At 70.2% G+C, this 24,713-nt stretch carries 20 protein-coding genes, 7 tRNA genes and 1 pseudogene; 11 read left to right on the top strand and 17 right to left on the bottom strand.

The window, feature by feature from the left end:
• The first annotated feature begins 63 nt into the window (after positions 1–63).
• Positions 64–963: a phosphoribosylaminoimidazolesuccinocarboxamide synthase gene (locus tag DEP02_RS03250; RefSeq protein WP_112465795.1), complete on the top strand. Its 900-nt coding sequence runs from the start codon at positions 64–66 to the stop codon at positions 961–963.
• A 40-nt stretch (positions 964–1,003) separates the two neighbouring features.
• Here DEP02_RS03250 and DEP02_RS03245 read toward each other — a convergent pair.
• From DEP02_RS03245 to DEP02_RS03210, 8 genes are all read right to left on the bottom strand, one after another.
• Positions 1,004–1,079: transfer RNA gene (locus DEP02_RS03245), tRNA-Gly, on the bottom strand.
• Between the two features lie 23 nt (positions 1,080–1,102).
• Entirely contained in the window at positions 1,103–1,726 is a 624-nt protein-coding gene (locus DEP02_RS03240) for a response regulator transcription factor (protein WP_112465794.1), read from the bottom strand.
• Positions 1,723–2,973 (bottom strand): sensor histidine kinase, encoded by a 1,251-nt coding sequence (locus DEP02_RS03235; protein ID WP_112465793.1) that lies wholly within the window; start codon positions 2,971–2,973, stop codon positions 1,723–1,725. Before DEP02_RS03235 ends, DEP02_RS03240 begins: the two co-directional genes overlap by 4 nt.
• A 16-nt stretch (positions 2,974–2,989) precedes the next feature.
• On the bottom strand, positions 2,990–3,766 hold the full coding sequence (locus DEP02_RS03230) for an ABC transporter permease (protein ID WP_112465792.1): 777 nt from the start codon (positions 3,764–3,766) through the stop codon (positions 2,990–2,992).
• Positions 3,763–4,749 (bottom strand): ABC transporter ATP-binding protein, encoded by a 987-nt coding sequence (locus DEP02_RS03225; RefSeq protein ID WP_112465791.1) that lies wholly within the window; start codon positions 4,747–4,749, stop codon positions 3,763–3,765. The genes DEP02_RS03230 and DEP02_RS03225 overlap by 4 nt, the downstream gene beginning before the upstream one ends.
• Positions 4,750–4,878: 129 nt before the next feature.
• Positions 4,879–4,951 (bottom strand) — tRNA-Gly (locus tag DEP02_RS03220).
• 81 nt (positions 4,952–5,032) lie between these two features.
• Positions 5,033–5,104: transfer RNA gene (locus DEP02_RS03215), tRNA-Gly, on the bottom strand.
• A gap of 148 nt (positions 5,105–5,252) precedes the next feature.
• Positions 5,253–5,570 (bottom strand): histone-like nucleoid-structuring protein Lsr2, encoded by a 318-nt coding sequence (locus DEP02_RS03210; protein ID WP_112465790.1) that lies wholly within the window; start codon positions 5,568–5,570, stop codon positions 5,253–5,255.
• 374 nt (positions 5,571–5,944) lie between these two features.
• Here DEP02_RS03210 and purS point away from each other — a divergent pair, with 374 nt between their 5' ends.
• The 6 genes from purS to purM all read left to right on the top strand — a co-directional run bounded on the left by purS (position 5,945) and on the right by purM (position 12,912).
• Positions 5,945–6,217, top strand: coding sequence for a phosphoribosylformylglycinamidine synthase subunit PurS (purS, locus tag DEP02_RS03205; RefSeq protein ID WP_112465789.1), 273 nt, complete (start codon positions 5,945–5,947; stop codon positions 6,215–6,217).
• Positions 6,214–6,918, top strand: coding sequence for a phosphoribosylformylglycinamidine synthase subunit PurQ (gene purQ, locus DEP02_RS03200; protein WP_112465788.1), 705 nt, complete (start codon positions 6,214–6,216; stop codon positions 6,916–6,918). Before purS ends, purQ begins: the two co-directional genes overlap by 4 nt.
• Positions 6,915–9,173, top strand: a complete 2,259-nt coding sequence (gene purL / locus DEP02_RS03195) for a phosphoribosylformylglycinamidine synthase subunit PurL (RefSeq protein ID WP_112465787.1) — start codon at positions 6,915–6,917, stop codon at positions 9,171–9,173. Before purQ ends, purL begins: the two co-directional genes overlap by 4 nt.
• A gap of 75 nt (positions 9,174–9,248) precedes the next feature.
• Positions 9,249–10,046 (top strand): maleylpyruvate isomerase family mycothiol-dependent enzyme, encoded by a 798-nt coding sequence (locus DEP02_RS03190; protein ID WP_112465786.1) that lies wholly within the window; start codon positions 9,249–9,251, stop codon positions 10,044–10,046.
• Positions 10,047–10,284: 238 nt separating this feature from the next.
• Positions 10,285–11,814: an amidophosphoribosyltransferase gene (purF, locus tag DEP02_RS03185; RefSeq protein WP_112465785.1), complete on the top strand. Its 1,530-nt coding sequence runs from the start codon at positions 10,285–10,287 to the stop codon at positions 11,812–11,814.
• A 30-nt stretch (positions 11,815–11,844) separates the two neighbouring features.
• The gene (purM, locus tag DEP02_RS03180; RefSeq protein ID WP_112465784.1) at positions 11,845–12,912 is read left to right on the top strand and encodes a phosphoribosylformylglycinamidine cyclo-ligase; all 1,068 of its coding nucleotides are present in this window, start codon (positions 11,845–11,847) and stop codon (positions 12,910–12,912) included.
• Positions 12,913–13,158: 246 nt separating this feature from the next.
• Here purM and DEP02_RS03175 read toward each other — a convergent pair whose 3' ends face one another.
• Positions 13,159–13,410 (bottom strand): DUF3073 domain-containing protein, encoded by a 252-nt coding sequence (locus DEP02_RS03175; protein ID WP_112465783.1) that lies wholly within the window; start codon positions 13,408–13,410, stop codon positions 13,159–13,161.
• 298 nt (positions 13,411–13,708) lie between these two features.
• Positions 13,709–14,794, bottom strand: a complete 1,086-nt coding sequence (locus tag DEP02_RS03170; protein ID WP_112465782.1) for a Leu/Phe/Val dehydrogenase — start codon at positions 14,792–14,794, stop codon at positions 13,709–13,711.
• Positions 14,795–15,026: 232 nt separating this feature from the next.
• Here DEP02_RS03170 and DEP02_RS03165 point away from each other — a divergent pair, with 232 nt between their 5' ends.
• Positions 15,027–15,896: a DUF8083 family protein gene (locus DEP02_RS03165; RefSeq protein WP_112465781.1), complete on the top strand. Its 870-nt coding sequence runs from the start codon at positions 15,027–15,029 to the stop codon at positions 15,894–15,896.
• A gap of 562 nt (positions 15,897–16,458) precedes the next feature.
• Entirely contained in the window at positions 16,459–16,665 is a 207-nt protein-coding gene (gene bldC / locus DEP02_RS03160) for a developmental transcriptional regulator BldC (RefSeq protein ID WP_003949541.1), read from the top strand.
• Positions 16,666–17,119: 454 nt separating this feature from the next.
• Here bldC and DEP02_RS34300 read toward each other — a convergent pair whose 3' ends face one another.
• The 7 genes from DEP02_RS34300 to DEP02_RS03125 all read right to left on the bottom strand — a co-directional run bounded on the left by DEP02_RS34300 (position 17,120) and on the right by DEP02_RS03125 (position 23,867).
• Complete coding sequence (locus DEP02_RS34300) at positions 17,120–17,314, bottom strand: DUF6274 family protein (RefSeq protein ID WP_112465780.1); 195 nt, start codon at positions 17,312–17,314, stop codon at positions 17,120–17,122.
• Between the two features lie 304 nt (positions 17,315–17,618).
• A tRNA-Asp gene (locus DEP02_RS03150) sits at positions 17,619–17,693 on the bottom strand.
• Between the two features lie 93 nt (positions 17,694–17,786).
• Positions 17,787–21,764: an ATP-dependent RNA helicase HrpA gene (gene hrpA / locus DEP02_RS03145; protein ID WP_112465779.1), complete on the bottom strand. Its 3,978-nt coding sequence runs from the start codon at positions 21,762–21,764 to the stop codon at positions 17,787–17,789.
• A 124-nt stretch (positions 21,765–21,888) separates the two neighbouring features.
• Positions 21,889–21,965, bottom strand: a tRNA-Phe gene (locus tag DEP02_RS03140).
• Positions 21,966–21,989: 24 nt separating this feature from the next.
• A tRNA-Asp gene (locus DEP02_RS03135) sits at positions 21,990–22,064 on the bottom strand.
• A gap of 48 nt (positions 22,065–22,112) precedes the next feature.
• Positions 22,113–22,185 (bottom strand) — tRNA-Glu (locus DEP02_RS03130).
• A 155-nt stretch (positions 22,186–22,340) separates the two neighbouring features.
• Positions 22,341–23,867 (bottom strand): metallophosphoesterase family protein, encoded by a 1,527-nt coding sequence (locus DEP02_RS03125; protein WP_112465778.1) that lies wholly within the window; start codon positions 23,865–23,867, stop codon positions 22,341–22,343.
• 70 nt (positions 23,868–23,937) lie between these two features.
• Between DEP02_RS03125 and DEP02_RS03120 the strand changes: the two genes are divergently transcribed.
• Together DEP02_RS03120 and DEP02_RS03115 are read left to right on the top strand one after the other, a co-directional pair.
• Positions 23,938–24,288 carry a metallopeptidase family protein gene (locus tag DEP02_RS03120; RefSeq protein WP_110629035.1) on the top strand — a complete coding sequence of 117 codons (351 nt, stop codon included), beginning with the start codon at positions 23,938–23,940 and terminating at the stop codon, positions 24,286–24,288.
• Between the two features lie 84 nt (positions 24,289–24,372).
• Positions 24,373–24,713, top strand: a pseudogene (locus DEP02_RS03115) (hypothetical protein); the annotation flags it as partial.

Genomic DNA, 24,713 nt, shown 5'->3' with positions numbered 1-24,713 from the left:
TCCCACCACCACCCCAGACGAGCCCTGCGGGCGCCTCTTTGATTCAAACCACGGGGAGTAACCGTGTCCGGATTCGTCGAAAAGCCCGAGCCGATCCAGGTTCCGGGCCTGGTGCATCTGCACACCGGCAAGGTGCGTGACCTGTACCAGAACGAGGCGGGCGACCTCGTGATGGTCGCCAGCGACCGCCTGTCCGCCTACGACTGGGTGCTGCCCACCGAGATCCCCGACAAGGGCCGTATCCTCACGCAGCTGTCCCTGTGGTGGTTCGACCTCCTCGCCGACCTGGTCCCGAACCACGTCCTGAGCACCGATGTGCCCGAGGGCGCCCCCGCCGACTGGACGGGCCGCACCCTGGTCTGCAAGTCCCTGCGGATGATCCCGGTGGAGTGCGTGGCCCGCGGCTACCTCACCGGTTCGGGCCTGGCCGAGTACGACCAGTCCCGCACGGTCTGCGGCCTCGCCCTGCCCGAGGGCCTGGTCGACGGCTCCGAGCTGCCCGGCCCGATCTTCACCCCGGCCACCAAGGCGGAGGTCGGCGAGCACGACGAGAACGTCTCCTACGAGGAGGTCGCCCGCCAGGTCGGCGCGGAGACCGCCGCCCAGCTGCGCCAGGTCACCCTCGCCGTCTACGGACGCGCCCGGGACATCGCCCGCGACCGGGGGATCATCCTCGCCGACACCAAGTTCGAGTTCGGCTTCGACGGGGAGACGCTGGTCCTCGCCGACGAGGTCCTCACCCCGGACTCCTCCCGCTTCTGGCCGGCCGACCAGTGGCAGCCGGGCCGCGCGCAGCCGTCGTACGACAAGCAGTTCGTCCGGGACTGGCTGACCTCCGCCGAGTCCGGCTGGGACCGCGCGAGCGAGCAGCCCCCGCCGCCGCTGCCCGAGCGGATCGTGGCGGCGACCCGGGAGAAGTACACGGAGGCGTACGAGCGGCTGACGGGCATGAGCTGGTCGTAGAACGTGAAGAAGCCCCCGGCCAAGGCCGGGGGCTTCTGACTGGAGCGGACGACGAGGCTCGAACTCGCGACCTCAACCTTGGCAAGGTTGCGCTCTACCAACTGAGCTACGTCCGCGTTGCACCGTAGTGCGAGGCCAACTATACCCAACCTCGCTCGCGCGCGAGACGTACCGCCGCATGCCGGTTCTCCGCCTCCAGCTTGGTCACGGCCGACGACAGATAGTTCCGTACGGTCCCCGGCGACAGCGCGGCCCGCTCGGCGATCTCCGCGACCGGTGCCCCGTCGGCGGCGAACTCCAGTACCTCGGCCTCCCGCGCGGTCAGCGGCGAATCCCCGGCGGAGATCGCGTCGGCGGCCAACTCCGGGTCGACGTATCTGTTTCCGGCGTGCACGGTGCGGATGATCTCGGCGAGGCGCTGGGCGCTGACGGTCTTCGGGACGAACCCGCGCACCCCCGCCGCGAGCGCCCGCTTCAGATGGCCGGGGCGCCCGTGACTGGTCACGATCAGCACCCGGCAGCCGGGCAGTTCGGCCCGTAGGGATGTGGCGACCCTCACACCGTCCGCGCCCGGCATCTGCAGATCCAGCACGGCCACGTCGGGCTCGTGCGCCCGCGCCATGGCCAGGGCCTCCGGGCCGCTCGCCGCCTCGGCGACGACCAGCAGGTCGTCCTCCAGCGAGAGCAGCGCGGCGAGCGCACCGCGGATCAGGTGCTCGTCGTCGGCCAGCAGCAGCCGGACCGGCGCCGGGGACGTCGTCATGCGGTGACCTCGCTCATCGGACGGGCGGTTGCGGGTTCGGCGGCGGACGGCAGCGGCACCTCGGCGGTCAGCCGGAACCGGCCGCGGCCCGCGGGTCCGGCCCGCAGCGTGCCGTCGAGCTCCGACAGCCGCTCGCGCAGCCCGGCGAGTCCCGAGCCCGGCCGGTCGCCGCCGGGGGGCTCCTGCGCTCCGTCGTTCTCGACGGACAGCTCCGCCCGGCCGTCGGCGACGCGCAGGGACACGGCGCACCGCCGGGCGTCGCCGTGCCGGAGGACGTTCGTCGCGGCCTCGCGGACGACCCAGCCGAGCGCGGACTGTACCGGGGCGGGCAGGCCGGCGGGCGAGCCGGTGACCGCGCAGTCGATGCCGGCCGCCGCCAGCAAGCCCTGGGCACCGGCGAGTTCGGCGGCGAGGTCGGCCTCCCGGTAGCCGCGGACCACCGCACGCACCTCGCGCTGGGACTCCTGGGCGAGCCGCTGCACCTCGATCATCTGCTCCACCGCCTCGGGCCGCCCGCGCCGACCCAGCTGCACGGCCAGCTCGGCCTTCAACGCGATCACCGCGAGGTTGCGTCCCATCACGTCGTGCAGATCCCGCCCGAACCGCAACCGCTCCTCGGCGACGGCGAGCCGGGCGCGGGTCTCCCGGGCCTCGTCGAGTTCGTAGACGGCGTTGAGCAGCCAGACCGAGAAGACGGAGGTGAAGGCGAGGAATCCGGCGCCGATCAACACCATGACCGTCGTGCTGAGCGCGGCGAGGCCGGGAACGTCGAGCGGGAAGGCGTAGAGACCGGCGCCGACCGCGAAGCCCATCACGATCGCCACCACGCGCCGCCGGTCGCGTACGCCGAGCGCGATGGTGCCGGCACCGAAGATCAGCACGCCCCCGAAGACCATGCCCGCCGCGGTGACGACGCGGTCGCTCCCTGGGCTGCGCTCCGCGATCCCGATCGCGGCGACGGCGACCACCGCGGTGACACCGGCCAGCGTCCACAGCAGCCGTACGGGCTGTGGGCGGCGGCCGCGCGTCCAGTCCAGCGCCCGCGCCGCCGTCACCGCACAGGTCAGGGCGTGCCCGCACACCAACAGCAGCAGCCAGGTCCCCGGCCGGGGACCCGCCTGCCGGAGGGCCGAGAGCCCGAAGACGGCCCCCTCGACCACCGCGAAGGAGTGGAACGACCACCGCGTGTACGTCTCGACCTTCTCCGGCGTGCTCTTTCCTCGCCACCAGCCCATGGGCCCGCGCATGTGCTTCCCCCACCTTTCAACGCCGCGGCTCCCACCGGAACCACCGCCGTACAGCAAACACCCCGACCCCCAGCCAGGCCAGGGCGACGGCTGTCGCGCGCAGCGCGTCGGCGGCGCCCAGGTCGCCGGTCCAGCCGCCCCGCACCAGTGTGATCACCGGAGTCAGCGGCAGCAGCTCGCACCCGGCGGCCAGCCGGTCGGGCAGCAGCTCCATCGGTACGACGAACCCGGAACCCAGCATCGAGACCATGATCAGCGGGATCGAGGTGACCTGCGCGCTCTCGGTGGTCCGCGTGAACCCCGCGGTGACCGCCGCGAGCACCACGCACAACACAAGCCCCAACCCCAGCCCTACGACAGCGAGATGGGCCGCGCGCGGAGCAGGCACATCCAGCACCGCACCGCAGGCACCCGCCAGCAGCAGGCACTGGGCGAGGCCGATGGCGGTGGCCGGCAGCGCGGCCCCGGCGAGGATCTCGGCGTCCCGCAGCTCCCCCGCGCGCAGCCGCTTGAGCACCAGCTGCTCGCGCCGGGCGACGAACGCCCCGACGAGCGTGGAGTACACCGCGAACAGCAGCGAGAAGCCGATCGCGGCGGGCAGGATGACCAGCCCGACGGTCAGCCCCGCGTCCTCGAGGTTCATCCGCTCGGTCGCCGACCGCACGCTGAGCGGCAGCACCAGCGGTATGAACACGGCCGTCACCAGGGCACTCCTGCTGCGCCCCAGCAGGATCAGCTCGGCGCGCGCGAGCGCGGCCATCCGGCCGGCCGGGGTGGTCACGGTGGCGCTCATGCGGCGTACTCCTTCGTCCGCGGCGCGGAGGCATCCCGCGCGATCCCGAGGAACGCCTCCTCCAGCGAGGCCGACCGCACATCGAGCCCGCGCAGCTCGACTCCTGCCCGCCGGGCCCACAGCAGCAGTTCCGTGGCCGTCCGCTGGAGTTCGCGGGTGCGCAGCCGTACGACGCGGCCGTCCACCTCGTGCCCGACCACCCCCAGTTCGGCGAGCGGCGGCAGGTCCCCCGGGAAGTACCCGGTGGGCAGTTCGAAGGAGATCCGGGACGGCTGGGCGGCCGTCACCTCGGCCGGGGTGCCGGCGGCGGCGACACGTCCCTCGTGCAGGATGGTGAGCCGGTCGGCGAGCCCCTCGGCCTCCTCCAGGTAGTGCGTGGTGAGCAGCACGGTCGTCCCGCCATCGCGCAGCGCCCGCACCAACTCCCAGGTGTCCCGGCGCCCTTCGGCGTCCAGCCCGGTCGTCGGCTCGTCCAGGAACAGCACCTCGGGCTCGCCGAGCAACGCGAGCGCCAGGTCCAGGCGGCGCCGCTCTCCCCCGGACAGCTGCTTGACCCGTACGTCCGTCCGCTGCTCCAGACCGACCAGCTTCAGCACCTCCCGGACCGGGCGGGCCCCGCTCACGCACCCCGCCCACATCCGCGCGGTCTCGCCGACGGTCAGCTCGGAGGGGAAGCCGCCCTCCTGCAGCATCACGCCGGTGCGCGGCCGTACGGCGCCGCGCTCGGTGTACGGGTCGTGCCCGAGGACGCGCACGCGCCCCCCGTCCGGTGGTGCCAGGCCCTCCAGCAGTTCGACCGTCGAGGTCTTGCCGGCGCCGTTGGTGCCCAGCAGTGCGAAGATCTCCCCACGTTTCACGTGGAACGTGACGCCGCGCACCGCCTCGAATCCGCCCTCGTACACCCGCCGCAGGTCGGTGACTTCTATCACGTGTTCGCTCGTGTCCGTGGCTTCCGTGGCTTCCGTGGCTTCCGTGGCATCCATGGCTTCAGCGTCCCGGCGGCCGGAGCGCGGCAGCAGTGCGCGGTGTCATCGCTCGGTATGACAAATGTCAGAGTGGGAACCACGGACAACGAAAAGGCCCCGGTCCAGTGGACCGGGGCCTTTTTCCCGAGCGGACGACGAGGCTCGAACTCGCGACCTCAACCTTGGCAAGGTTGCGCTCTACCAACTGAGCTACGTCCGCAGTGCCTCCGACCGGCTTTCACCGATCGGCGCGAGCACCAGCCTACCTGATCCACATGAGTGGTCGGGGCCGGCGGTGCAGAGCGGGTGGCAGGAATCGCACACTGCGCCTTCCCTCTGGAAGAGGGTTGTTCTACTACTAAACTACACCCGCATGGACTCCGTGGGTCTCGGCCTCTCGGCCCTGCCCCTCGGTGTGCCCCAGACATTAGCTGATCAGCAGGGGGGTTGCGCAAGTCGCGCGCTCCCAGGGTCCGCTGACGGACCCTGGGCGGCCACCCCCGAAGTCCTCGGGTCCCCGGTCACTGGGCCGCGGCGAACGCCTCGTAGACCCTCTTGGGGATGCGGCCGCGCGCCGGTACGTCCATCTTGTTGGACTGTGCCCAGGCCCGGACGGCCGCGGGGTGCGGGGCGACCTCCGTCTGCCGGTACGCCTTGCCCGAGTTCGCCCGCTTCCGGCCGGCCTGCACGTACGGCGCGAGCGCCTTGCGCAGTTTCTTGGCATTGGTTTGGTTCAGGTCGATCTCGTAGAACTTGCCGTCGAGTCCGAAGGCGATCGTTTCCGCCGCTTCCGAGCCGTCGATGTCGTCAAAGAGAGTGACCACGACACGCTGCGCCACGAATATCGGTCCCTTCGTGCGGCACCTCCGCGGTCATCTGCTCCGTCATGCCGCACACATGGTGCGCATGACGTGCCGAGATGTTCGCCGGATGCCGACTGTTCGGCTGTTATCGGGAAAAGTATCGGCTACTGCCAATTCATTTGTACAGTGCCGGGCATTGCAAGGGGAAGCCCGACTAAATCTGTCCGCGTGTCCTCAGGCAATACCGGATCCGGCAGGGACTCGGAACTTTCCCAGAACTTTTCACGAAGACCTCCCATCGATGCGGGACCGTGATGGTCGTCACGTAGCTTCCTACGAGACTACCCGCGTAGAAATTTTGGGCGGGTAGTCTGAAGGGACCTGCTCAGCACCACACACCGGGAGTGCCAGTGGCACGCGTCGTAGTCGACGTCATGCTCAAGCCGGAGATCCTCGACCCCCAGGGCCAGGCGGTGCAGCGCGCACTGCCGCGGCTGGGTTTCGACGGCATCTCCGACGTACGTCAGGGAAAGCGATTCGAACTGGAAGTGGACGGGCCGGTCGACGAGGCCGCCCTCGCCCGCATTCACGATCTTGCCGAATCCTTCCTCGCCAACACCGTGATCGAGGACTTCACCGTCAGGGTCGAGTCCGATGACGTAGTCGCGGAGGCCGTGAAGTGACCGCTCGCATTGGCGTCGTCACTTTCCCGGGCAGCCTCGACGACCGGGACACTCAGCGCGCGATCCGCCTGGCGGGCGCCGAACCGGTCGTCCTCTGGCACAAGGACAAGGACCTCAAGCAGGTCGACGCGGTCGTCCTGCCCGGCGGTTTCTCCTACGGCGACTACCTGCGGGCCGGCGCCATCGCCCGCTTCTCGCCGGTGATGGGGGCCCTCATCGAGCAGGCGAAGGCCGGACTGCCGGTCCTCGGCATCTGCAACGGCTTCCAGCTCCTCACCGAAGCCCACCTCCTCCCGGGCGCGATGCTCGGCAACGACCACCTCCACTTCATCTGCCGCGACCAGAAGCTGCGGGTGGAGAACGCGGAGACGGCCTGGACCAGCGACTACACCGTCGGCCAGGAGATCAGCATCCCGCTGAAGAACATGGACGGCCGGTACGTCGCCGACGAGTACACGCTCGACAAGCTGGAGGCGGAGGGCCAGGTCGCCTTCCGGTACCTCGTCCGCGGTGAAGCCGCTGAGGGATACGGCAATCCGAACGGCTCGCTGCGGGACATCGCGGGCATCACCAACGAGGCCGGCAACGTCGTGGGCCTCATGCCGCACCCCGAGCACGCCACCGAGTCACTGATCGGCACCGGTCGCACCGACGGCCTGCCGTTCTTCACCTCGATCCTCAAGAAGCTGGTCACCGCATGAGCAGGACGCCTCTGGACACGGTCGAGCACGCGGCCGCGACCCCCGACGTCGAGCTGCCCTGGGCCGAACTCGGCCTGACGAAGGACGAGTACGAGCGGATCGTGGAGATCCTGGGCCGCCGCCCGACCGGCGCCGAGCTCGCCATGTACTCCGTGATGTGGTCCGAGCACTGCTCGTACAAGTCCTCCAAGGTCCACCTCCGCCAGTTCGGCGAGAAGACCCCCGAGAACGACGTACTCCTCGTCGGCATCGGCGAGAACGCCGGCGTCGTGGACGTCGGCCAGGGCTACGCCGTCACCTTCAAGGTGGAGTCGCACAACCACCCCTCCTACGTCGAGCCCTACCAGGGCGCGGCGACCGGCGTCGGCGGCATCGTGCGCGACATCATCGCGATGGGCGCGCGTCCGGTGGCCGTGGTCGACCCCCTGCGCTTCGGCGCCGCCGACCACCCCGACACCAAGCGGGTGCTGCCGGGTGTCGTCGCCGGCATCGGCGGCTACGGCAACTGCCTGGGCCTGCCCAACATCGGCGGCGAGGTCGTCTTCGACGCCTGTTACCAGGGCAACCCGCTGGTCAACGCCGGCTGCATCGGCGTGATGCGGCACGAGGACATCCACCTCGCGAAGGCCTCGGGCACGGGCAACAAGGTCATCCTGTACGGGGCCCGCACGGGCGGCGACGGCATCGGCGGCGCGTCGATCCTGGCGAGCGAGACCTTCGACGACGCGAAGCCGAGCAAGCGCCCCGCCGTCCAGGTCGGCGACCCCTTCCAGGAGAAGCTGCTCATCGAGTGCACCCTGGAGGCCTTCGCCGAGAAGCTGGTCGTCGGCATCCAGGACCTCGGCGCGGCCGGTCTGTCCTGTGCCACGTCCGAGCTCGCCTCCAACGGCTCCGGCGGCATGCGCGTGACCCTGGACGACGTCCCCCTGCGTGACTCGACCCTGTCTCCCGAGGAAATCCTCATGAGCGAGTCGCAGGAACGCATGTGCGCGGTCGTCGAGCCGGAGAAGGTCGACCGCTTCCTGGAGATCTGCGAGAAGTGGGACGTCATCGCCACCGTCATCGGCGAGGTGACCGACGGCGACCGCCTGGAGATCTACTGGCACGGCGGCAAGATCGTCGACGTGGACCCGCGCACGGTCGCGCACGAGGGCCCGGTCTACGAGCGCCCGTACGCCCGCCCGGAGTGGCAGGACGCCCTGCAGGCCGACGACGCGGGCAAGCTGCCGCGCCCGCAGACGTCCGAGGAGCTGAAGGACCAAGTCCTGAAGCTGGTGGCGTCCCCGAACCAGGCGTCCAAGAAGTGGATCACCCAGCAGTACGACCACTTCGTGCAGGGCAACACCGTCCTCGCCATGCCCGAGGACTCCGGCATGATCCGCATCGACGAGGAGACCGGCCTCGGCGTCGCCATCGCGACCGACGGCAACGGCCGCTACGCCAAGCTCGACCCGTACACGGGCGCCCAGCTGGCGCTGGCGGAGGCGTACCGCAACGTGGCCACCACGGGCGCGAAGCCGCTCGCCGTCTCCGACTGCCTGAACTTCGGCTCGCCCGAGGACCCGGCGGTGATGTGGCAGTTCGCGGAGGCCGTACGCGGCCTGGCGGACGGCTGCCTGCAGCTCGGGACGCCGGTGACCGGCGGCAACGTCTCGCTCTACAACCAGACGGGCGAGACGGCGATCCACCCGACGCCGGTCGTGGCGGTCCTCGGCGTGATCGACGACGTGTCCCGCCGTACGCCGATGGCCTTCCAGGAGGAGGGCCAGCTGCTGTACCTCCTCGGCGACACCCGCGAGGAGTTCGGCGGTTCGGCCTGGTCGCAGGTGGTCCACGACCACCTCGGCGGCCTGCCCCCGAAGGTCGACCTGGAGCGTGAGCGCCTGCTCGCCGAGATCCTGATCGCCGCCTCCCGCGACGGAATGATCGACTCCGCGCACGACCTGTCCGACGGCGGCCTGATCCAGGCGGTCGTGGAGTCCGCGCTGCTGGGCGGCAAGGGCGCGCGTCTGGTCGTGCCGGACGGCCTGGACGCGTTCACCTTCCTCCTCTCCGAGTCGGCCGGCCGCGCGATCGTCGCCGTGCCGCGCTCCGAGGAGGTCCGCTTCAACGACATGTGCGGCGCCCGCGGTCTGCCCGTCACCCGCATCGGCGTCGTGGACGGCGACACCGTCGAGGTCCAGGGCGCGTTCGAGCTGACGCTCACCGAGCTGCGCGAGGCCCACGAGGCCACGATCCCGGCGCTGCTCGCGTAACCCGCCGTACGACAGTGAAGGTCCCGGCCGCCGGTACGGCCGGGGCCTTCGCACGACTGGCATAGGCTCACCGTCATGCCGTCGGCCAAGAAGCGCACCCGGATCTATGACCCCGCCAGGACCCGTGGAGCCGTGCTCGCCCAGTTCGGGAACGTACGGCAAGCGGTACACGCCCTGGACGAGCGGCACCTCGCCCTGCCCACGCGCCTCGGCGACTGGACCGTACGGGAGCTGGTCGCGCACCTCGCCGCGACCGTCGCGAGCGTCGGCCGGGCCCTGGAGCGGGACGAACCGGCGAAGCCCGGACTCGCGCCGCTGGACTACCCGTCGGCGACCGCCGCCCACGCCGACGCCATCGCCGAGGGCGCCCGGGACCTCGCCGGGGCGAACCCCGACCTCGACGCCCTGTGCGCCCGTACCGAGGAGGACCTGGCCCGGCACCTCGCCACCGCCCCGCACACCCGCCTCCTCGCCACGCGCGCCGGTGCCATGACCCTCACCGACCACCTGGTCACCCGCACCATCGAACTCGTCGTCCACACCGACGACCTGAACGCCGCCGTGCCCGGCCTGGAGGTCCCGTACGACCGGCAGGCCCTCGCCACCGCCACCCGCCTGCTCGCCGACGTGCTCGCCGCGAGGGCGCCCGGCGGCTCGACCGAGGTGCGGATCCCGCCGTACGCCGTCGTGCAGTGCGTCGAGGGCCCCCGGCACACCCGCGGCACCCCGCCCAACGTCGTCGAGACCGACCCGCTGACCTGGCTGCGCCTCGCGACCGGACGGCTCGCCTGGGCGGACGCCCTCGAGGCGGCGAAGGTGAGCGCGAGCGGGGAGCGGGCGGATCTCTCGGGACTGCTGCCGCTGATGGCGTGAGCGGCCGTCCGGAGGCCGAATGATGTGCGACACCTCACTCGTACGTCCACGCACCAGGCCGCCGCGCCACTTCGAGGAATGCGGCCCACCACCCGGTCGTTGCTCCTGCCCACCCCTCTGAACAGCGAAGACGCCGGCAGGAACGCCCGCGGACACGCGCGCGTGACCCACTGCGGCCGCGCCCTTGCGGGCACTCCCCAATTCGGACCAGTGGTCGACCTCGCCTACACTCGGTGCCGTGCCACGTGGTGACGGTCGACTCAATCACGATCTGCTCCCCGGTGAGAAAGGCCCCCAGGACGCATGCGGCGTCTTCGGTGTCTGGGCTCCGGGCGAAGAGGTCGCAAAGCTCACGTACTTCGGGCTGTACGCCCTCCAGCATCGGGGCCAGGAATCCGCGGGCATCGCGGTCAGCAACGGCTCCCAGATCCTCGTCTTCAAGGACATGGGCCTGGTCTCCCAGGTCTTCGACGAGACCTCGCTCGGTTCCCTGCAGGGGCACATCGCGGTCGGCCACGCCCGCTACTCGACCACCGGCGCCTCCGTGTGGGAGAACGCCCAGCCGACGTTCCGCGCCACCGCGCACGGCTCCATCGCGCTCGGCCACAACGGCAACCTGGTCAACACCGCCCAGCTCGCCGAGATGGTCGCCGAGCTGCCCAAGGACACGAACGGCCGCTCGGCCCGGGTCGCCGCCACCAACGACACCGACCTGCTCACGGCCCTGCTGGCCGCCCAGGTCGACGAGGACGGCAAGCCGCTGACCGTCGAGGAGGCGGCCCACATCGTCCTCCCGCAGATCAGGGGCGCCTTCAGCCTCGCCTTCATGGACGAGCACACCCTCTACGCCGCCCGCGACCCGCAGGGCATCCGCCCGCTGGTCCTCGGCCGCCTCGAACGCGGCTGGGTCGTCGCCTCGGAGACCGCCGCCCTGGACATCACCGGCGCGAGCTTCGTGCGGGAAATGGAACCGGGCGAGTTCATCGCCATCGACGAGAACGGTCTGCGCAGCTCCCGATTCGCGGAAGCGAAGCCCAAGGGCTGTGTCTTCGAGTACGTCTACCTGGCCCGCCCCGACACCGACATCGCCGGCCGGAACGTCTACCTCTCCCGCGTCGAGATGGGCCGCCGACTGGCGAAGGAGGCCCCGGCCGAGGCCGACCTCGTCATAGCGACCCCCGAGTCCGGCACCCCCGCCGCCATCGGCTACGCGGAGGCCTCCGGCATCCCCTTCGGCAGCGGCCTGGTGAAGAACGCCTACGTCGGCCGCACCTTCATCCAGCCCTCGCAGACCATCCGCCAGCTCGGCATCCGCCTGAAGCTGAACCCGCTGAAGGAAGTCATCAAGGGCAAGCGCCTGGTCGTCGTCGACGACTCCATCGTGCGCGGCAACACCCAGCGGGCGCTGGTGCGGATGCTGCGCGAGGCCGGCGCGGCCGAGGTGCACATCCGGATCTCCTCCCCGCCGGTGAAGTGGCCCTGCTTCTTCGGCATCGACTTCGCCACCCGCGCCGAACTCATCGCCAACGGCATGACCATCGAGGAGATCGGCACCTCGCTGGGCGCCGACTCGCTGGCGTACATCTCCCTCGACGGCATGATCGAGGCGACCACCATCGCCAAGCCCAACCTGTGCCGCGCCTGCTTCGACGGTGAGTACCCGATGGAACTCCCCGACCCCGAGCTGCTCGGCAAGCAGCTGCTGGAGACCGAGCTGGCCGCCGGCCCCTCCGCCACGGCCGCGGACGACGCGATCCGCCGCCCGTAAGCCCGCAGACGACACGAGGTACCCAAGGTCATGTCTTCCGAGACCACTGGCGCCAGCTACGCGAGCGCCGGCGTCGACATCGAGGCGGGCGACCGCGCCGTAGAGCTCATGAAGGAGTGGGTGAAGAAGGCCCGGCGCCCCGAGGTGCTCGGCGGCCTCGGCGGCTTCGCCGGGCTCTTCGACGCCTCCGCCCTCAAGCGCTACGAGCGCCCGCTGCTCGCCTCCGCCACGGACGGCGTCGGCACGAAGGTCGACGTCGCCCGCCGGATGGGCGTCTACGACACGATCGGCCACGACCTGGTCGCCATGGTCATGGACGACATCGTGGTGTGCGGCGCCGAGCCGCTGTTCATGACCGACTACATCTGCGTCGGCAAGGTGCACCCCGAGCGGGTCGCCGCCCTCGTCAAGGGCATCGCCGAGGGCTGTGTGCTGGCCGGCTGCGCCCTGGTCGGCGGCGAGACGGCCGAACACCCGGGGCTGCTCGGCGAGGACGACTTCGACGTCGCCGGCGCCGGTACGGGCGTCGTGGAGGCCGATCGGCTGCTCGGCGCGGACCGTGTCCGCAAGGGGGACGCGGTGATCGCCATGGCGTCCTCCGGTCTTCACTCCAACGGATACTCCCTGGTCCGGCACGTGCTGCTGGACCGGGCCGGTCTGTCGCTGGACGCGCACATCGAGGACCTCGGCCGCACCCTCGGCGAGGAGCTGCTCGAGCCGACCAGGATCTACTCGCTGGACTGCCTGGCGCTGCTCCGCACCACCGAGGTGCACGCCTTCAGCCACGTCACCGGCGGCGGGCTCGCCGCCAACCTGGCCCGGGTGGTCCCGGACGGTCTGCACGCCGTGGTCGACCGCGCCACCTGGACCCCGGCCCCCGTCTTCGGCCTCGTCGGGAGGAGTGGCGACGTCGAGCGGCTGGAGCTGGAGAAGACGCTCAACATGGGCGTCGGAATGCTCGCGATCGTGCCCGAGGAGTCGACCGACGTGGCCCTCGCCACCCTGGCCGACCGCGGCGTCGACGCCTGGGTGGCCGGCGAGATCACCGACCGCGGCGGCCACACCACAGGCGCGGCCCTGGTGGGAGACCACGCGTGAGCGTGCCCTACGGCCAGCACGGACCGGCCGCCCGTAATCAGCACCCGGCGACGGCCCGGGTCCAGCACGGACCGGCCGCCCGCGCCCGGTCGGCGTCGGCCGACCGGAACCGTGCGGCGTCGGCCGGCTGTGGTCGGTACCGGTCGGGATCGGCAGCACGAAACCCGGTCCGGTGCGTGAGCCCCGGACCGGGTGAGGTGCGATGCCTACGGCACGCGATGAGAGACGGCTGAGTCGCCGCGGGCGTTACGCACCGCGGCGGTGTTGCCGTGAGGAGGAGTCATCCTCCTCGTCCTCGTCGTCGTCCTCGTACAGATCGGCGTACCGTGCGTACAGGTCGTCGTGATCATCGTCCTCGAAGCGGTCGCCCTTCGGTGACTGGTTCGACGTCGATGCGCCCAGCTCCTTGGCCAGGCGTGAGAGGTCCGTCCCACCGCTGTTGTACTTCAGCTGGCGGGCGACCTTCGTCTGCTTGGCCTTGGCCCGGCCGCGCCCCATGGCTCGACCCCCTCAACGACGGGGCTCAACGGCCCCAGAGTCTGACACGCGTTCATGATCCGGAACGGGCTCTCCGTGGAGAGGCCGGTCCGTAGGGCTTCCACGGTACCTGAGCCCGCGCCCATACGGTACGTCGCCCACCGGACGCGGGTGTGCACAGGACCGTTGAGACACCCTGTTCTCGCAGGTCAGCGGCGATTTTAGCCACTTATCGGCGGACGACCCGCCGGTGGAAGTGACGGTTCTCTCCACCCCTCCACCGGCAGGTACCGCACACATGAGCGAATCCCCCGCGCCCTCAGCGGGCGGCCCGCGCCTCCGTCATCCGCTGCTCCGCGATCCGGTCGGCGGCAGCGGCCGGCGGAATCCCGTCCTTCTTCGCACGTGCGAATATGGCGAGCGTGGTGTCGAAGATCTCCGCGGCCTTCGCCTTGCACCGGTCGAAGTCGAAGCCGTGCAGCTCGTCGGCCACCTGGATGACACCGCCGGCGTTCACCACGTAGTCCGGCGCGTAGAGGATCGAGCGGTCCGCCAGGTCCTTCTCCACGCCCGGGTGGGCGAGCTGGTTGTTGGCCGCGCCGCACACCACCTTGGCGGTCAGCACCGGCACGGTGTCGTCGTCCAGGGCGCCGCCGAGCGCGCAGGGGGCGTAGACGTCCAGTCCCTCCGTCCGGATCAGCGCGTCGGTGTCGGCCGCCACGGTCACGGACGGGTGCCGGTCGGCGACGCGCCGTACGGCCTCCTCCCGTACGTCGGTGATCATGACCTGGGCGCCCTCCTTGAGCAGGTGCTCCACGAGGTGGTGCCCGACCTTGCCGACGCCCGCGACGCCGACCCTGCGGTCGCGCAGCGACGGGTCGCCCCACAGGTGCTGGGCCGCGGCCCGCATGCCCTGGTAGACACCGAAGGAGGTCAGCACCGAGGAGTCGCCCGCACCGCCGTTCTCGGGCGAGCGGCCGGTCGTCCAGCGGCACTCGCGCGCCACCACGTCCATGTCGGTGACATACGTGCCGACGTCGCACGCGGTGACGTACCGCCCGCCGAGCGAGGCCACGAACCGCCCGTAGGCGAGCAGCAGCTCCTCGGTCTTGATCTGCTCCGGATCGCCGATGATCACGGCCTTGCCGCCGCCGTGCTCGAGGCCGGCCATGGCGTTCTTGTACGACATTCCGCGGGCGAGGTTCAGCGCGTCGGCGACGGCCTGCTCCTCGTTCGCGTACGGGTAGAAACGCGTACCGCCGAGCGCGGGGCCCAGAGCGGTGGAGTGGATGGCGATGACGGCCTTGAGGCCGCTGGCGCGGTCCTGACACAGCACGACTTGCTCATGACCTCCCTGCTCCGAGTGGAACAGGGTGTGCAGGACGCCGTTGGTCACGTCGGTCACGGTGGTGACTCCCGGGTAGATAGCGGCGGGTGGGAACAGGCCCTCGTGAGGGTGGCGGGGGCCGTGCCAGGAGACTAGACCCTGATCGCCCCCGCCATGCCCGCAGTGGTCGGGATCACCCTCCCCCGGAGTACGTTCCCACCCGGGCGTGGGACGATTTGCAGTGGTTTTCCGTCCACCCGGGCGCGGGCCGGACGGGTTTCGGGCCCGGTCCGATGGGGAGGGAGCAGGCGTGCCCAAGGTGTCCTCCGTGGTCGTCCCGTACGCGACCTACTTGCGCGTCTACGAGCCGCTGGCCGCCTTCCCGGAGCCGGAGCGCAGTCATTGGGAGCGCTACGCCCGCCGCCCCGACCGCCCCTCCTACCAGGACGAACTGCGCCGCTCCCTGGCCGACCTGCTGCCCACCCCGCCGGTGCCGGTGCCGGTGCACGAGAGCCGGGACGCGTTCGTGCTCGACGTCGACGGGGTGGTCTGCGTCTGCCCCTGGCGCACCCGGCTGCGCGGCTGGCAGGCCCTGGGCGACCTCGCCGAGGAGCTCCCGGAGGTCGTCCTGGACGCGGTGCTGCCCCCGGTCGTACGGCGCCAGGCCACCCAGGACTACGAGCGCTGGCTGGCCGGCAACCCCGACGCCCGCCCCTGGATCCGCACGGCGACCTGGCAGGTGCCGCTGAACTGGTTCGTGCTGGTCTCCGACGAGGAGCGGGAGTACGTCAAGGGCGGCGGCGGCTCCGAGGGCTCCCCGGGTTTCGGCGGCGACGGTGCGGTGCTGCGTTACCGCACGCCGATGGTGCAGGCCCGGCGGCGGGTGGCGCGGGCGCTGCGGGCACTGAAGGCCGCCATCGACGAGGGGCCGCTGATCGACGGTCTGGTGGACGTCGGGCGCTGGCTGGAGGAGTTCCACCCGCGTTCGCTGGTGGAACTGGACTACGGCGGGCTGGTGCACGCGCTGCCGGCCGGCGAGCTGGAGGGCGACCACTCGGCCGCCGACGTGGCCGAGGGGATCGAGGCGCTGCGGCTCGGCGACGGCGCGGCGGCGGGGGAGGCGTACGGGCGGCTCGTGGAGCGCTGGCGGGCGGTGCGCGACCGGCGGTCGGCGAACTGACGGGGCGGCAGGTGGGGCGGGCGCGACGAGTGTGACGGGCGTGAGTGACGCAGGTCACGGTGGAGTCGCCCGTCAACGGCGTACCGTCAGGGGAATTTCGGGGAGCTGACGGGACGTAGGGCCCGATCCGGGCGTTTGTGTCAAGGGTGACGGACCGCACGTACAAGGCCCTTGCCTCTGATGCCCCTCCTCGTGCCAAAATAGGACAAGGAGTCCGGGGAGGGCTCCATCCGTCCAGCTACGCTCCACCATGGGCGGACTCTCCGCATTGCACGCTTTGGGGGGGTTGGTAACTCCTGATTGCCCTGTGACTGATCGTCACAGCGGCGTGACTGTCCGCTATGGCATGGTCCATCGGCTTCCGTCGCTGATGAACACCTGGGAGGGCAATTCCATCGGTTTGGCCGACGCGGCTGGACAGATGGTGTAGTTGTAGTGCCGAGGACAAGCCGTTCGTCCTATAACCGACTCGACTCGCGTCCGCCATTTCGGGCAACGCGGGTCAAGGTGCAGAATTTAGAGGAAAGAACCGAGAACGTCGGTTCTCCCGAGGAGGCCGCTCATGACCGCTCGCACCCCTGATGCCGAGCCGCTGCTGACCCCGGCTGAGGTCGCCACCATGTTCCGCGTCGACCCCAAGACGGTCACGCGCTGGGCGAAGGCCGGCAAGCTCACGTCGATCCGCACGCTCGGCGGACACCGCCGCTACCGCGAGGCCGAGGTTCGCGCACTGCTGGCGGGTATTCCGCAGCAGCGCAGCGAGGCCTGAACAACCGGATAACCGGGCAAACCGGCTGGTCCCCCAACTGGCCGAGACGCCCGAAACCGCAGCTCCAAGCGACGCGGGGCCTGCCCCAACAGGCTCCACGCCCAAGCCGTCAGAGCTCTGCAGGCAAGTGAACAAGGGTGCGTCGTCGATCGCGCTGGACTCCGCCGGGTCCAGCGCGATCTTTTTTGTGCGCCTGCGGCGGCCTGCCGGGTGGCTCCGTGAGTGGGCTTGTCGGAGTCTGGGGAGGCTCGGGGGATCGGCCGGGGAGCACCGCTGCCGAGCGGTGCAATTGCACATATTAAATTGAGTGGTTGTAGGGCGGGTGTAAATACCGCACTTTCAAAAACTTATGCGGTGACACCCGTCACATGTCGAGACACTTGTTGCCTGCCGAGTCTCTGCGGTAGTGGAACCCGCGCTTCCACCACCCCACGCCGGCAAGGGAGTTCACGTCTCACGCACGGGAAGTGCTGTCGTCCTCGACCGCGTCCTCCGGGCCCTGAGGGGCCGTCCGAGGGGCGCTGTCCATCGCGAGCCGCAACAGGTGATGGCAGACAGGACAGCGGCGAGTGAGATGGCGGTACGACGAGGCGGCCGCGAGGTGCGCACGGAGCAACGCCCGCGTCTCGTGCCTGGCCGATGCCGTCATACGCCACCTCCAGCGGCCCGTACGGGAAGGGGCCCCACCTCTCTGGGTACCGATGGAATGTGACTCCGTCAAGACACCCTGAACCGCACCGAGCCGCCTTGAGGGCCGTGGAACACGGCGAAGGCCCGCTCTCCGTTGTCGGATGCGGCCCTTCGCTGTTATTGCGGTCCTGACGGGATTTGCTGTGCCCGATTGCGGCTGCGCCGCGGGCGCGGCCTCCGCCTTGACGGGGTGGCGGGTTGTGTGGGCCGGGGTACGGTGAAGGCCCGCTTCCGTTGTCGGATGCGGGCCTTCACCGTTGCTGCGGTCCTGACGGGATTTGAACCCGCGGCCTCCACCTTGACAGGGTGGCGAGCACTCCAAACTGCTCCACAGGACCAGATTTCGCGGCGCCATTGGTGCGTTGCGCTGCGAGAAGAGACTGTACAGGAGGCGCGGCGCCTGGTCGAACTCACTCAGGGTGCGTGGGCCGTCACGGGACCTCCGCGTCGATCGCCTTCACGATCCGCTTGTCCGAGACGGGGTACGCCGTGCCCAGCGCGTGGGCGAAGTAGCTGACCCGCAGCTCCTCGATCATCCAGCGGATGTCCAGTACCGAGGACGGCACCGGCCGGCCCTGCGGCATCTGCTCGAGCAGCCACGCGTACTCGTCCCGCATGTCGTGGACCTTCTCCATGCGCGTGGTGTCCCGCTGGACGTTCGTCGGCATCTGCTGCAGACGCCGGTCCGCGGCCACCAGGTACCGCATCAGGTCGGGCAGGCGCCGTATCCCCGCCTCCGTCACGAAACCGGGCTTCACCAGGCCGTCCAGCTGCGTCCGCACATCCGCCAGGTTCGGCAGCAGCGCGGGGCTGCGTACGGCCTTCAGGCGGCGCTCACAGGCCTGCCAGGCGGCCAGCACCTGCTGTACCTGGCCCACGGTCCGTACGGTCACGTCCACGATCTCGGCGCGCACCCTGTCGTACAGCTTCCGGTACGACTCCTCGTCCCACACCGGCCCGCCGAAGTCCCCGATCAGCTTGTCCGCCGCCGCCGTCGCACAGTCGTCGAACAGCGCCTGCATCGAACCGTGCGGATTCGCCGACAGGGCGAGCTTCTGCTGGTTCGTCAGCTTTTCGGATGCGAACTTCGCCGGGTTCACCGGAATGTTGCGCAGGATCAGCCGGCGCGTCCCCTTCCACATGGCCTCGGCCTGCTCGGCCTCGGTGTCGAAGAGCCGTACGGACACGGTGTCGCCGTCGTCGACCAGCGCCGGGTACGCCTTCACCGGCTGACCGGCCCGACGGGTCTCGAAGACCCGGCTGAGCGCGCCGATCGTCCAGTCGGTCAGACCCTCGCGCTCCAGCGACTCGCCGCCGGTGCGCGAGGCGGTCGCCGCGGCTGCCTGGGAGAGGGCCTTGCGCGCCTTCGGCTTCAGCTGCAGCTTCAGCGCCTCCAGGTCCTTGTCCTCGGCCAGCTTCCGGCGCCGCTCGTCGACGATCCGGAAGGTGATCCTCAGATGGTCGGGGACCTTGGACCAGTCGAAGTCCTCGGCCTCGAAGGGCACACCGACCATCCGCTTCAACTCACGCGCCATGGTCGTCGTCAGCGGCTCCTGCAGGGGCACCGCCTTCTCCAGGAACGCCTTCGCGTAGTTCGGCGCGGGCACGTAGTTGCGGCGGACCGGCTTCGGCAGCGAGCGGATCAGCTCGGTGACGACCTCCTCGCGCAGACCCGGGATCTGCCAGTCGAAGCCCTCGCCGGTGACCTGGTTGAGCACCTGCAGCGGAATGTGGACGGTCACCCCGTCCGCGTCCGTGCCCGGCTCGAACTGGTACGTCACCCGGAACTTCAGGTTCCCCTGCCGCCAGGAGTCCGGATAGTCGGCCTTGGTGACCGCCTCCGCCGACTCCCGGATCAGCATCTCCCGCTCGAAGTCCAGGAAGTCCGGCTGCTCCTGCCGCTTCCGCTTCCACCAGGAGTCGAAGTGGGCGCCGGAGACGACGTGTTCGGGAACCCGCTGGTCGTAGAAGTCGAACAGCGTCTCGTCGTCGACCACGATGTCCCGGCGCCGGGCCCGGTGCTCCAGCTCCTCGACCTCGCTGAGCAGCCTGCGGTTGTCGGCGAAGAACTTGTGGTGCGTACGCCAGTCGCCCTCGACCAGCGCGTTGCGGATGAACAGCTCCCGGCTGACCTCCGGGTCGATCCGCCCGTAGTTCACCTTCCGCTGGGTGACGATCGGCACGCCGTACAGCGTGACCTTCTCGTACGCCACCACCGCCGCCTGGTCCTTCTCCCAGTGCGGTTCGCTGTACGTCCGCTTGAGGAGATGGCCGGCCAGCGGCTCGACCCACTCCGGTTCGATCCTCGCGTTGACCCGGGCCCAGAGACGACTCGTCTCCACCAGCTCCGCCGACATCACGAACCGCGGCGGTTTCTTGAACAGCGCCGAACCCGGGAAGATCGCGAACTTGGCGTTGCGGGCGCCCAGGTACTCGTTCCGCCCGCCGTCCTTACGGCCGCCCGGCCCCGAGTCCTTGGACTCCTTCACGTCCTTCATGCCGATGTGCGAGAGCAGCCCGGCCAGCAGGGAGACGTGGATGCGGTCGGCCGGGGCGTCCTGGTCATTGAGGTGGATGCCCATCTGCTTGGCGACCGTGCGCAGCTGGGAGTAGATGTCCTGCCATTCACGAATGCGCAGGAAGTTCAGGAACTCCTGCTTGCACATGCGCCGGAACGACGACGAGCCCCGCTCCTTCTGCTGCTCGCGGACATAGCGCCAGAGATTGAGGTAGGCGAGGAAGTCGCTGGTCTCGTCCCGGAAGCGGGCGTGCTGCTGGTCGGACTGGGTCTGCTTGTCGGCGGGACGCTCGCGCGGGTCCTGGATGGACAGCGCGGCGGCGATCACCATGACCTCGCGGACACAGCCGTTCCGGTCCGCCTCCAGCACCATCCGGGCCAGCCGCGGGTCGACCGGCAGCTGGGCCAGCCTGCGGCCCAGCTGAGTGAGCCGCTTGCGGGGATCCTTCTGCGCCGGGTCCAGCGCACCCAGCTCCTGCAGCAGCTGCACGCCGTCGCGGATGTTGCGGTGGTCCGGAGGGTCGATGAACGGGAACTTCTCGATGTCGCCGAGGCCGGCCGCGGTCATCTGCAGGATGACGGAGGCGAGGTTGGTGCGCAGGATCTCCGCGTCCGTGAACTCCGGCCGGGAAAGGAAGTCGTCCTCGGAGTACAGCCGGATGCAGATGCCGTCGGACGTACGGCCGCAGCGGCCCTTGCGCTGATTGGCGCTGGCCTGCGAGACCGGCTCGATCGGCAGCCGCTGCACCTTGGTGCGATGGCTGTACCGGGAGATCCGGGCGAAGCCGGGATCGATGACGTACTTGATGCCGGGCACGGTGAGGGAGGTCTCGGCGACGTTGGTCGCCAGCACGATCCTCCGGCCGGTGTGCGGCTGGAAGACACGGTGCTGCTCGGCGTGCGAGAGCCGTGCGTACAGCGGCAGCACTTCAGTGAACCGATACTGCTTCTTGTTGAGTGCGTCGGCCGTGTCGCGGATCTCCCGCTCCCCGGAGAGGAAGACGAGGATGTCCCCGGACCCTTCGCCCATCAGCTCCTCGACGGCATCGGTGATCGCGGTGATCTGGTCCCGGTCGGCGTCGTCGGAGTCCTCCTCAAGGAGCGGCCGGTAGCGCACCTCCACGGGATACGTCCGCCCGCTGACCTCGACGATCGGCGCGTCGTCGAAGTGCCGGGAGAAACGCTCGGGATCGATGGTGGCCGAGGTGATGACGACCTTGAGGTCGGGCCGCTTCGGCAGCAACTGCGCGAGGTACCCGAGCAGGAAGTCGATGTTGAGCGACCGCTCGTGGGCCTCGTCGATGATGATCGTGTCGTAGGCGCGCAGTTCGCGGTCGGTCTGGATCTCCGCGAGCAGGATGCCGTCCGTCATCAGTTTGATGAAGGTGGCGTCCGGATCCACCTGGTCGGTGAACCGCACCTTCCAGCCGACGGCCTCACCCAGCGGCGTGTCCAGTTCCTCGGCCACGCGCTCGGCGACCGTACGGGCCGCGATACGGCGGGGCTGGGTGTGCCCGATCATGCCCCGCACACCGCGTCCGAGCTCCAGGCAGATCTTCGGGATCTGCGTGGTCTTCCCGGACCCGGTCTCACCGGCGACGATGACGACCTGGTGATCACGGATGGCCTCCGCGATCTCGTCCTTCTTCTGGCTGACCGGCAACTGCTCCGGATAGCGAACCGCCGGCACCCGGGACCGCCGGGCGCCCATGCGTTCCTCGGCCTTCCCGACCTCCCCCTCGATCTCGGCGACAACGGCGGCACGCGCCTCCGGCTTGCGAATCTTGCGCGCACCTTCGAGCCTGCGTCCGAGCCGGTGCGCGTCACGCAGCGACAACTCGTTCAGGCGGGAGCCGAGGGCGCCGAGGGCGGGGGCGGGATGCGTAGACATACGGGATCCAGGATCTCACCTTGGGGAAATTGCGCGCGAACCATTTGACCGTGGCGGAAGCGGACCGTGGTGGTGTGGCGCGCCGTACGGCGAAGGCCCCGTCCTGCTGGACGGGGCCTTCGGGTGGTGGCTGGGGCCGGGGTCGAACCGGCGACCTTCCGCTTTTCAGGCGGACGCTCGTACCAACTGAGCTACCCAGCCACGAGGTTTCACGTGAAACCTCAGCGGTCCTGACGGGATTTGAACCCGCGGCCTCCACCTTGACAGGGTGGCGAGCACTCCAAACTGCTCCACAGGACCATGGCTGTGTGCGAACCGATGAAGCCAAGTGTCGCACACCGTACTGCGTGCCCCCAACGGGATTCGAACCCGTGCTACCGCCTTGAAAGGGCGGCGTCCTAGGCCGCTAGACGATGAGGGCTATCGGCCCGCCTGGGCGCTTCTCAGCGCGTCGGGGACGTGGAAAGCATAGGGGATTGCGTGGGCTATCGCCAAAACTGTTTATGGACCGGAGGGGAAAGTCGCGGACGGGGAGGGGGCCGCGCCCGGTTGCCCGCGGCGGAGTCGTTGATCGATTCAGCCCTCTGGGAGGTGGCGGCTGACCTCGGCTGTCGTCTGGCCCAGGCCGCCCAGTTTGATCGCGTCCCAGGCCTGGAGGTGGCGGCTGTCGCGGTCGAAGTAGAGGATCGACGCCTCGATCGGGTCGGGGTGTTCCCCCTCGACCGCCCGCAGGCCGCTGCCGCCAGTGGACCCCTCCGTACGCAGCCGGGTGCCGTACTTCAGGACCTTCGTGCCCTGGCGGTGGACGTGCCCGCTCAGGACCAGCGGCACGGTGCCGTCCGTCTCGCGGGCCGCCACCGGCTCGTGGGCGACGGCGACGTCGACCGGCGTGCCCTTGGCCTGCTGGTCGCGCAGCGCGGAGGCCAGCCGGGCGCCCGCCAGCTCCTGAGAGGCGTCGCCGCCCGGGGTGACGGAGCGGTCGGGGGTGAACTGGGGGTCGCCGATGCCGGCGAAGCGCAGACCCGCGATCGTCTCGGCGCGGCCGTCGTCCAGGACGTGCACGTTCTTCATGCGCTCCAGATAGCGCTGGGTGACCATGGAGTCGTGGTTGCCTCGGACCCAGACGTAGGGGGCGCCGAGGTCCTCGATCGGGTCCAGGAAGCCGTTCTCCGCGGCGGTGCCGTGGTCCATGGTGTCGCCGGAGTCGACGATCACGTCCACCTTGTACTGCTCCACCAGCGAGGCGATGATCTTCCAGCTCGCCGGGTTGAGGTGGATGTCGGAGACGTGCAGGACCCGGATGGTCGACGGGTCCGGGGAGTAGGCGGGGAGCGTGGAGGTGGCGTCGTAGAGCTTGGTCACGTTGGTGACCAGGCGTGCCAGTTCCTCCTGGTAGACGTCGAACTCGGTGACGATGCTGCGCGCGTTGCCGACCACGGAGGGCGCGGAGGACAGCAGCCCGGAGAACCTGGGCTCCAGGACGGATTTCGGGTTCCAGGTGGCGTACGCGCTCGCCCCGGACGCGGCGAGCAGGGTCAGGGCGAGGCCGCCGGCGGCCAGGGCGCGGCGGGGGCGGCGGTAGACGGCCAGGCCGAGGGCGGTGGCGCCGGAGACCACGGCGACGCAGGACCGTACGGCCAGATCGAGGGTGCCGTGTTCGACGTCGTGGACGATCTCGTCCTGGAGGCCGGAGATGCGTTCGGGGTGGTCGACCAGGGCCTGGGAGCGACCGGGGTCGAGCTGGTCGACGTTGACGTCGAGGCGGACCGGGGCGCTGTGGCTGTCGAGTTCCAGGGCGCCGAGCGGGGAGACGTTGATCTTCGTGCCGCCGCTGAGGGACGGGCGCAGGGCCATGGTGGTGTCCATGGGGCCGACCGGGACGCGTACGTTGCCGACGACCAGCAGACCCAGCCAGGCGCCGACGAGGACGACGGCGACCAGGCCCAGGGCGCGGATCCAGGGACGGGGCACGTACGTCAGGGAGAGGGTCGGTCGGGGGCGGGGGGAGCGGTGCCGGCGGTCGGTGAGGGCGCGTACTGCTCTGCGTATGTCATGCATGATGCGGTGCGTGCGGTCCAGGTCTGCGAGGGGGACGCGGGCCATTGGTCGCGTATGCCCATGTCCGTGATCGTGTATGCGCGGTGGCGGCGGGGCCGTACCGGACAATGGCCCTGTGCTGGAGATGACGCGCGAGGAGTTCGAGGAACTGGTCGCCGAGGCCCTCGACCGGATTCCGCCTGAGTTGACGCGGCTGATGGACAACGTCGCGGTGTTCGTCGAGGACGAACCGCCCGCGGACGATCCCGAGCTGCTCGGGCTGTACGAGGGTACCCCGCTGACGGAGCGTGGCGAGTGGTACGCGGGCGTGCTGCCCGACCGGATCACGATCTACCGCGGGCCGACGCTGCGGATGTGCGAGACGCGGGAGGACGTGGTCGCGGAGACCGAGGTGACGGTGGTGCATGAAATTGCTCACCATTTCGGGATCGACGACGCGCGTCTGCACGCCCTGGGTTACGGCTGAGGCCCGTCCGGGCCGGTCGCGTGTCCTCTTGTGGGTGAAGGGCGTTGGGCACGGTGACGTCTTTCATCCCGGAGGTGGCTTTCCGTGCGCCCCTTGTACGTGTCGGTCCGTCTTGCCGCCGCGGTCGCCGCCCTGGCCGTTGTCACCGGTTGCGTGAGCGTGGGGGAGGACATCGGCGGCGAGGCCCGGCCGTCCCACTCCGCGGGGCGGCGGGGCGGTGAGGCCCCGGGCGGAGGAGGGGTGATGTCCGGTGGTGGCGCGGGCCGTGCCGGTGGCGCCGGAGGCGGCGAGCACGAGCACGGGGGGAAGGGGAAGGGCAGCGAGTCGCCGTCCGCGTCGGCCTCGCCGTCGGCCGCGGGCAGCGCGTCCGCGGCGGAGCCGGGCGAGCGCGGGGTGCCGCCGAAGCCGGGCGAGCCGACGCCGAC

The organism is Streptomyces triticisoli, assembly GCF_003270085.1.
GTDB lineage: Bacteria > Actinomycetota > Actinomycetes > Streptomycetales > Streptomycetaceae > Streptomyces > Streptomyces triticisoli.
This window is presented reverse-complemented; position numbering and strand designations above follow the sequence as displayed.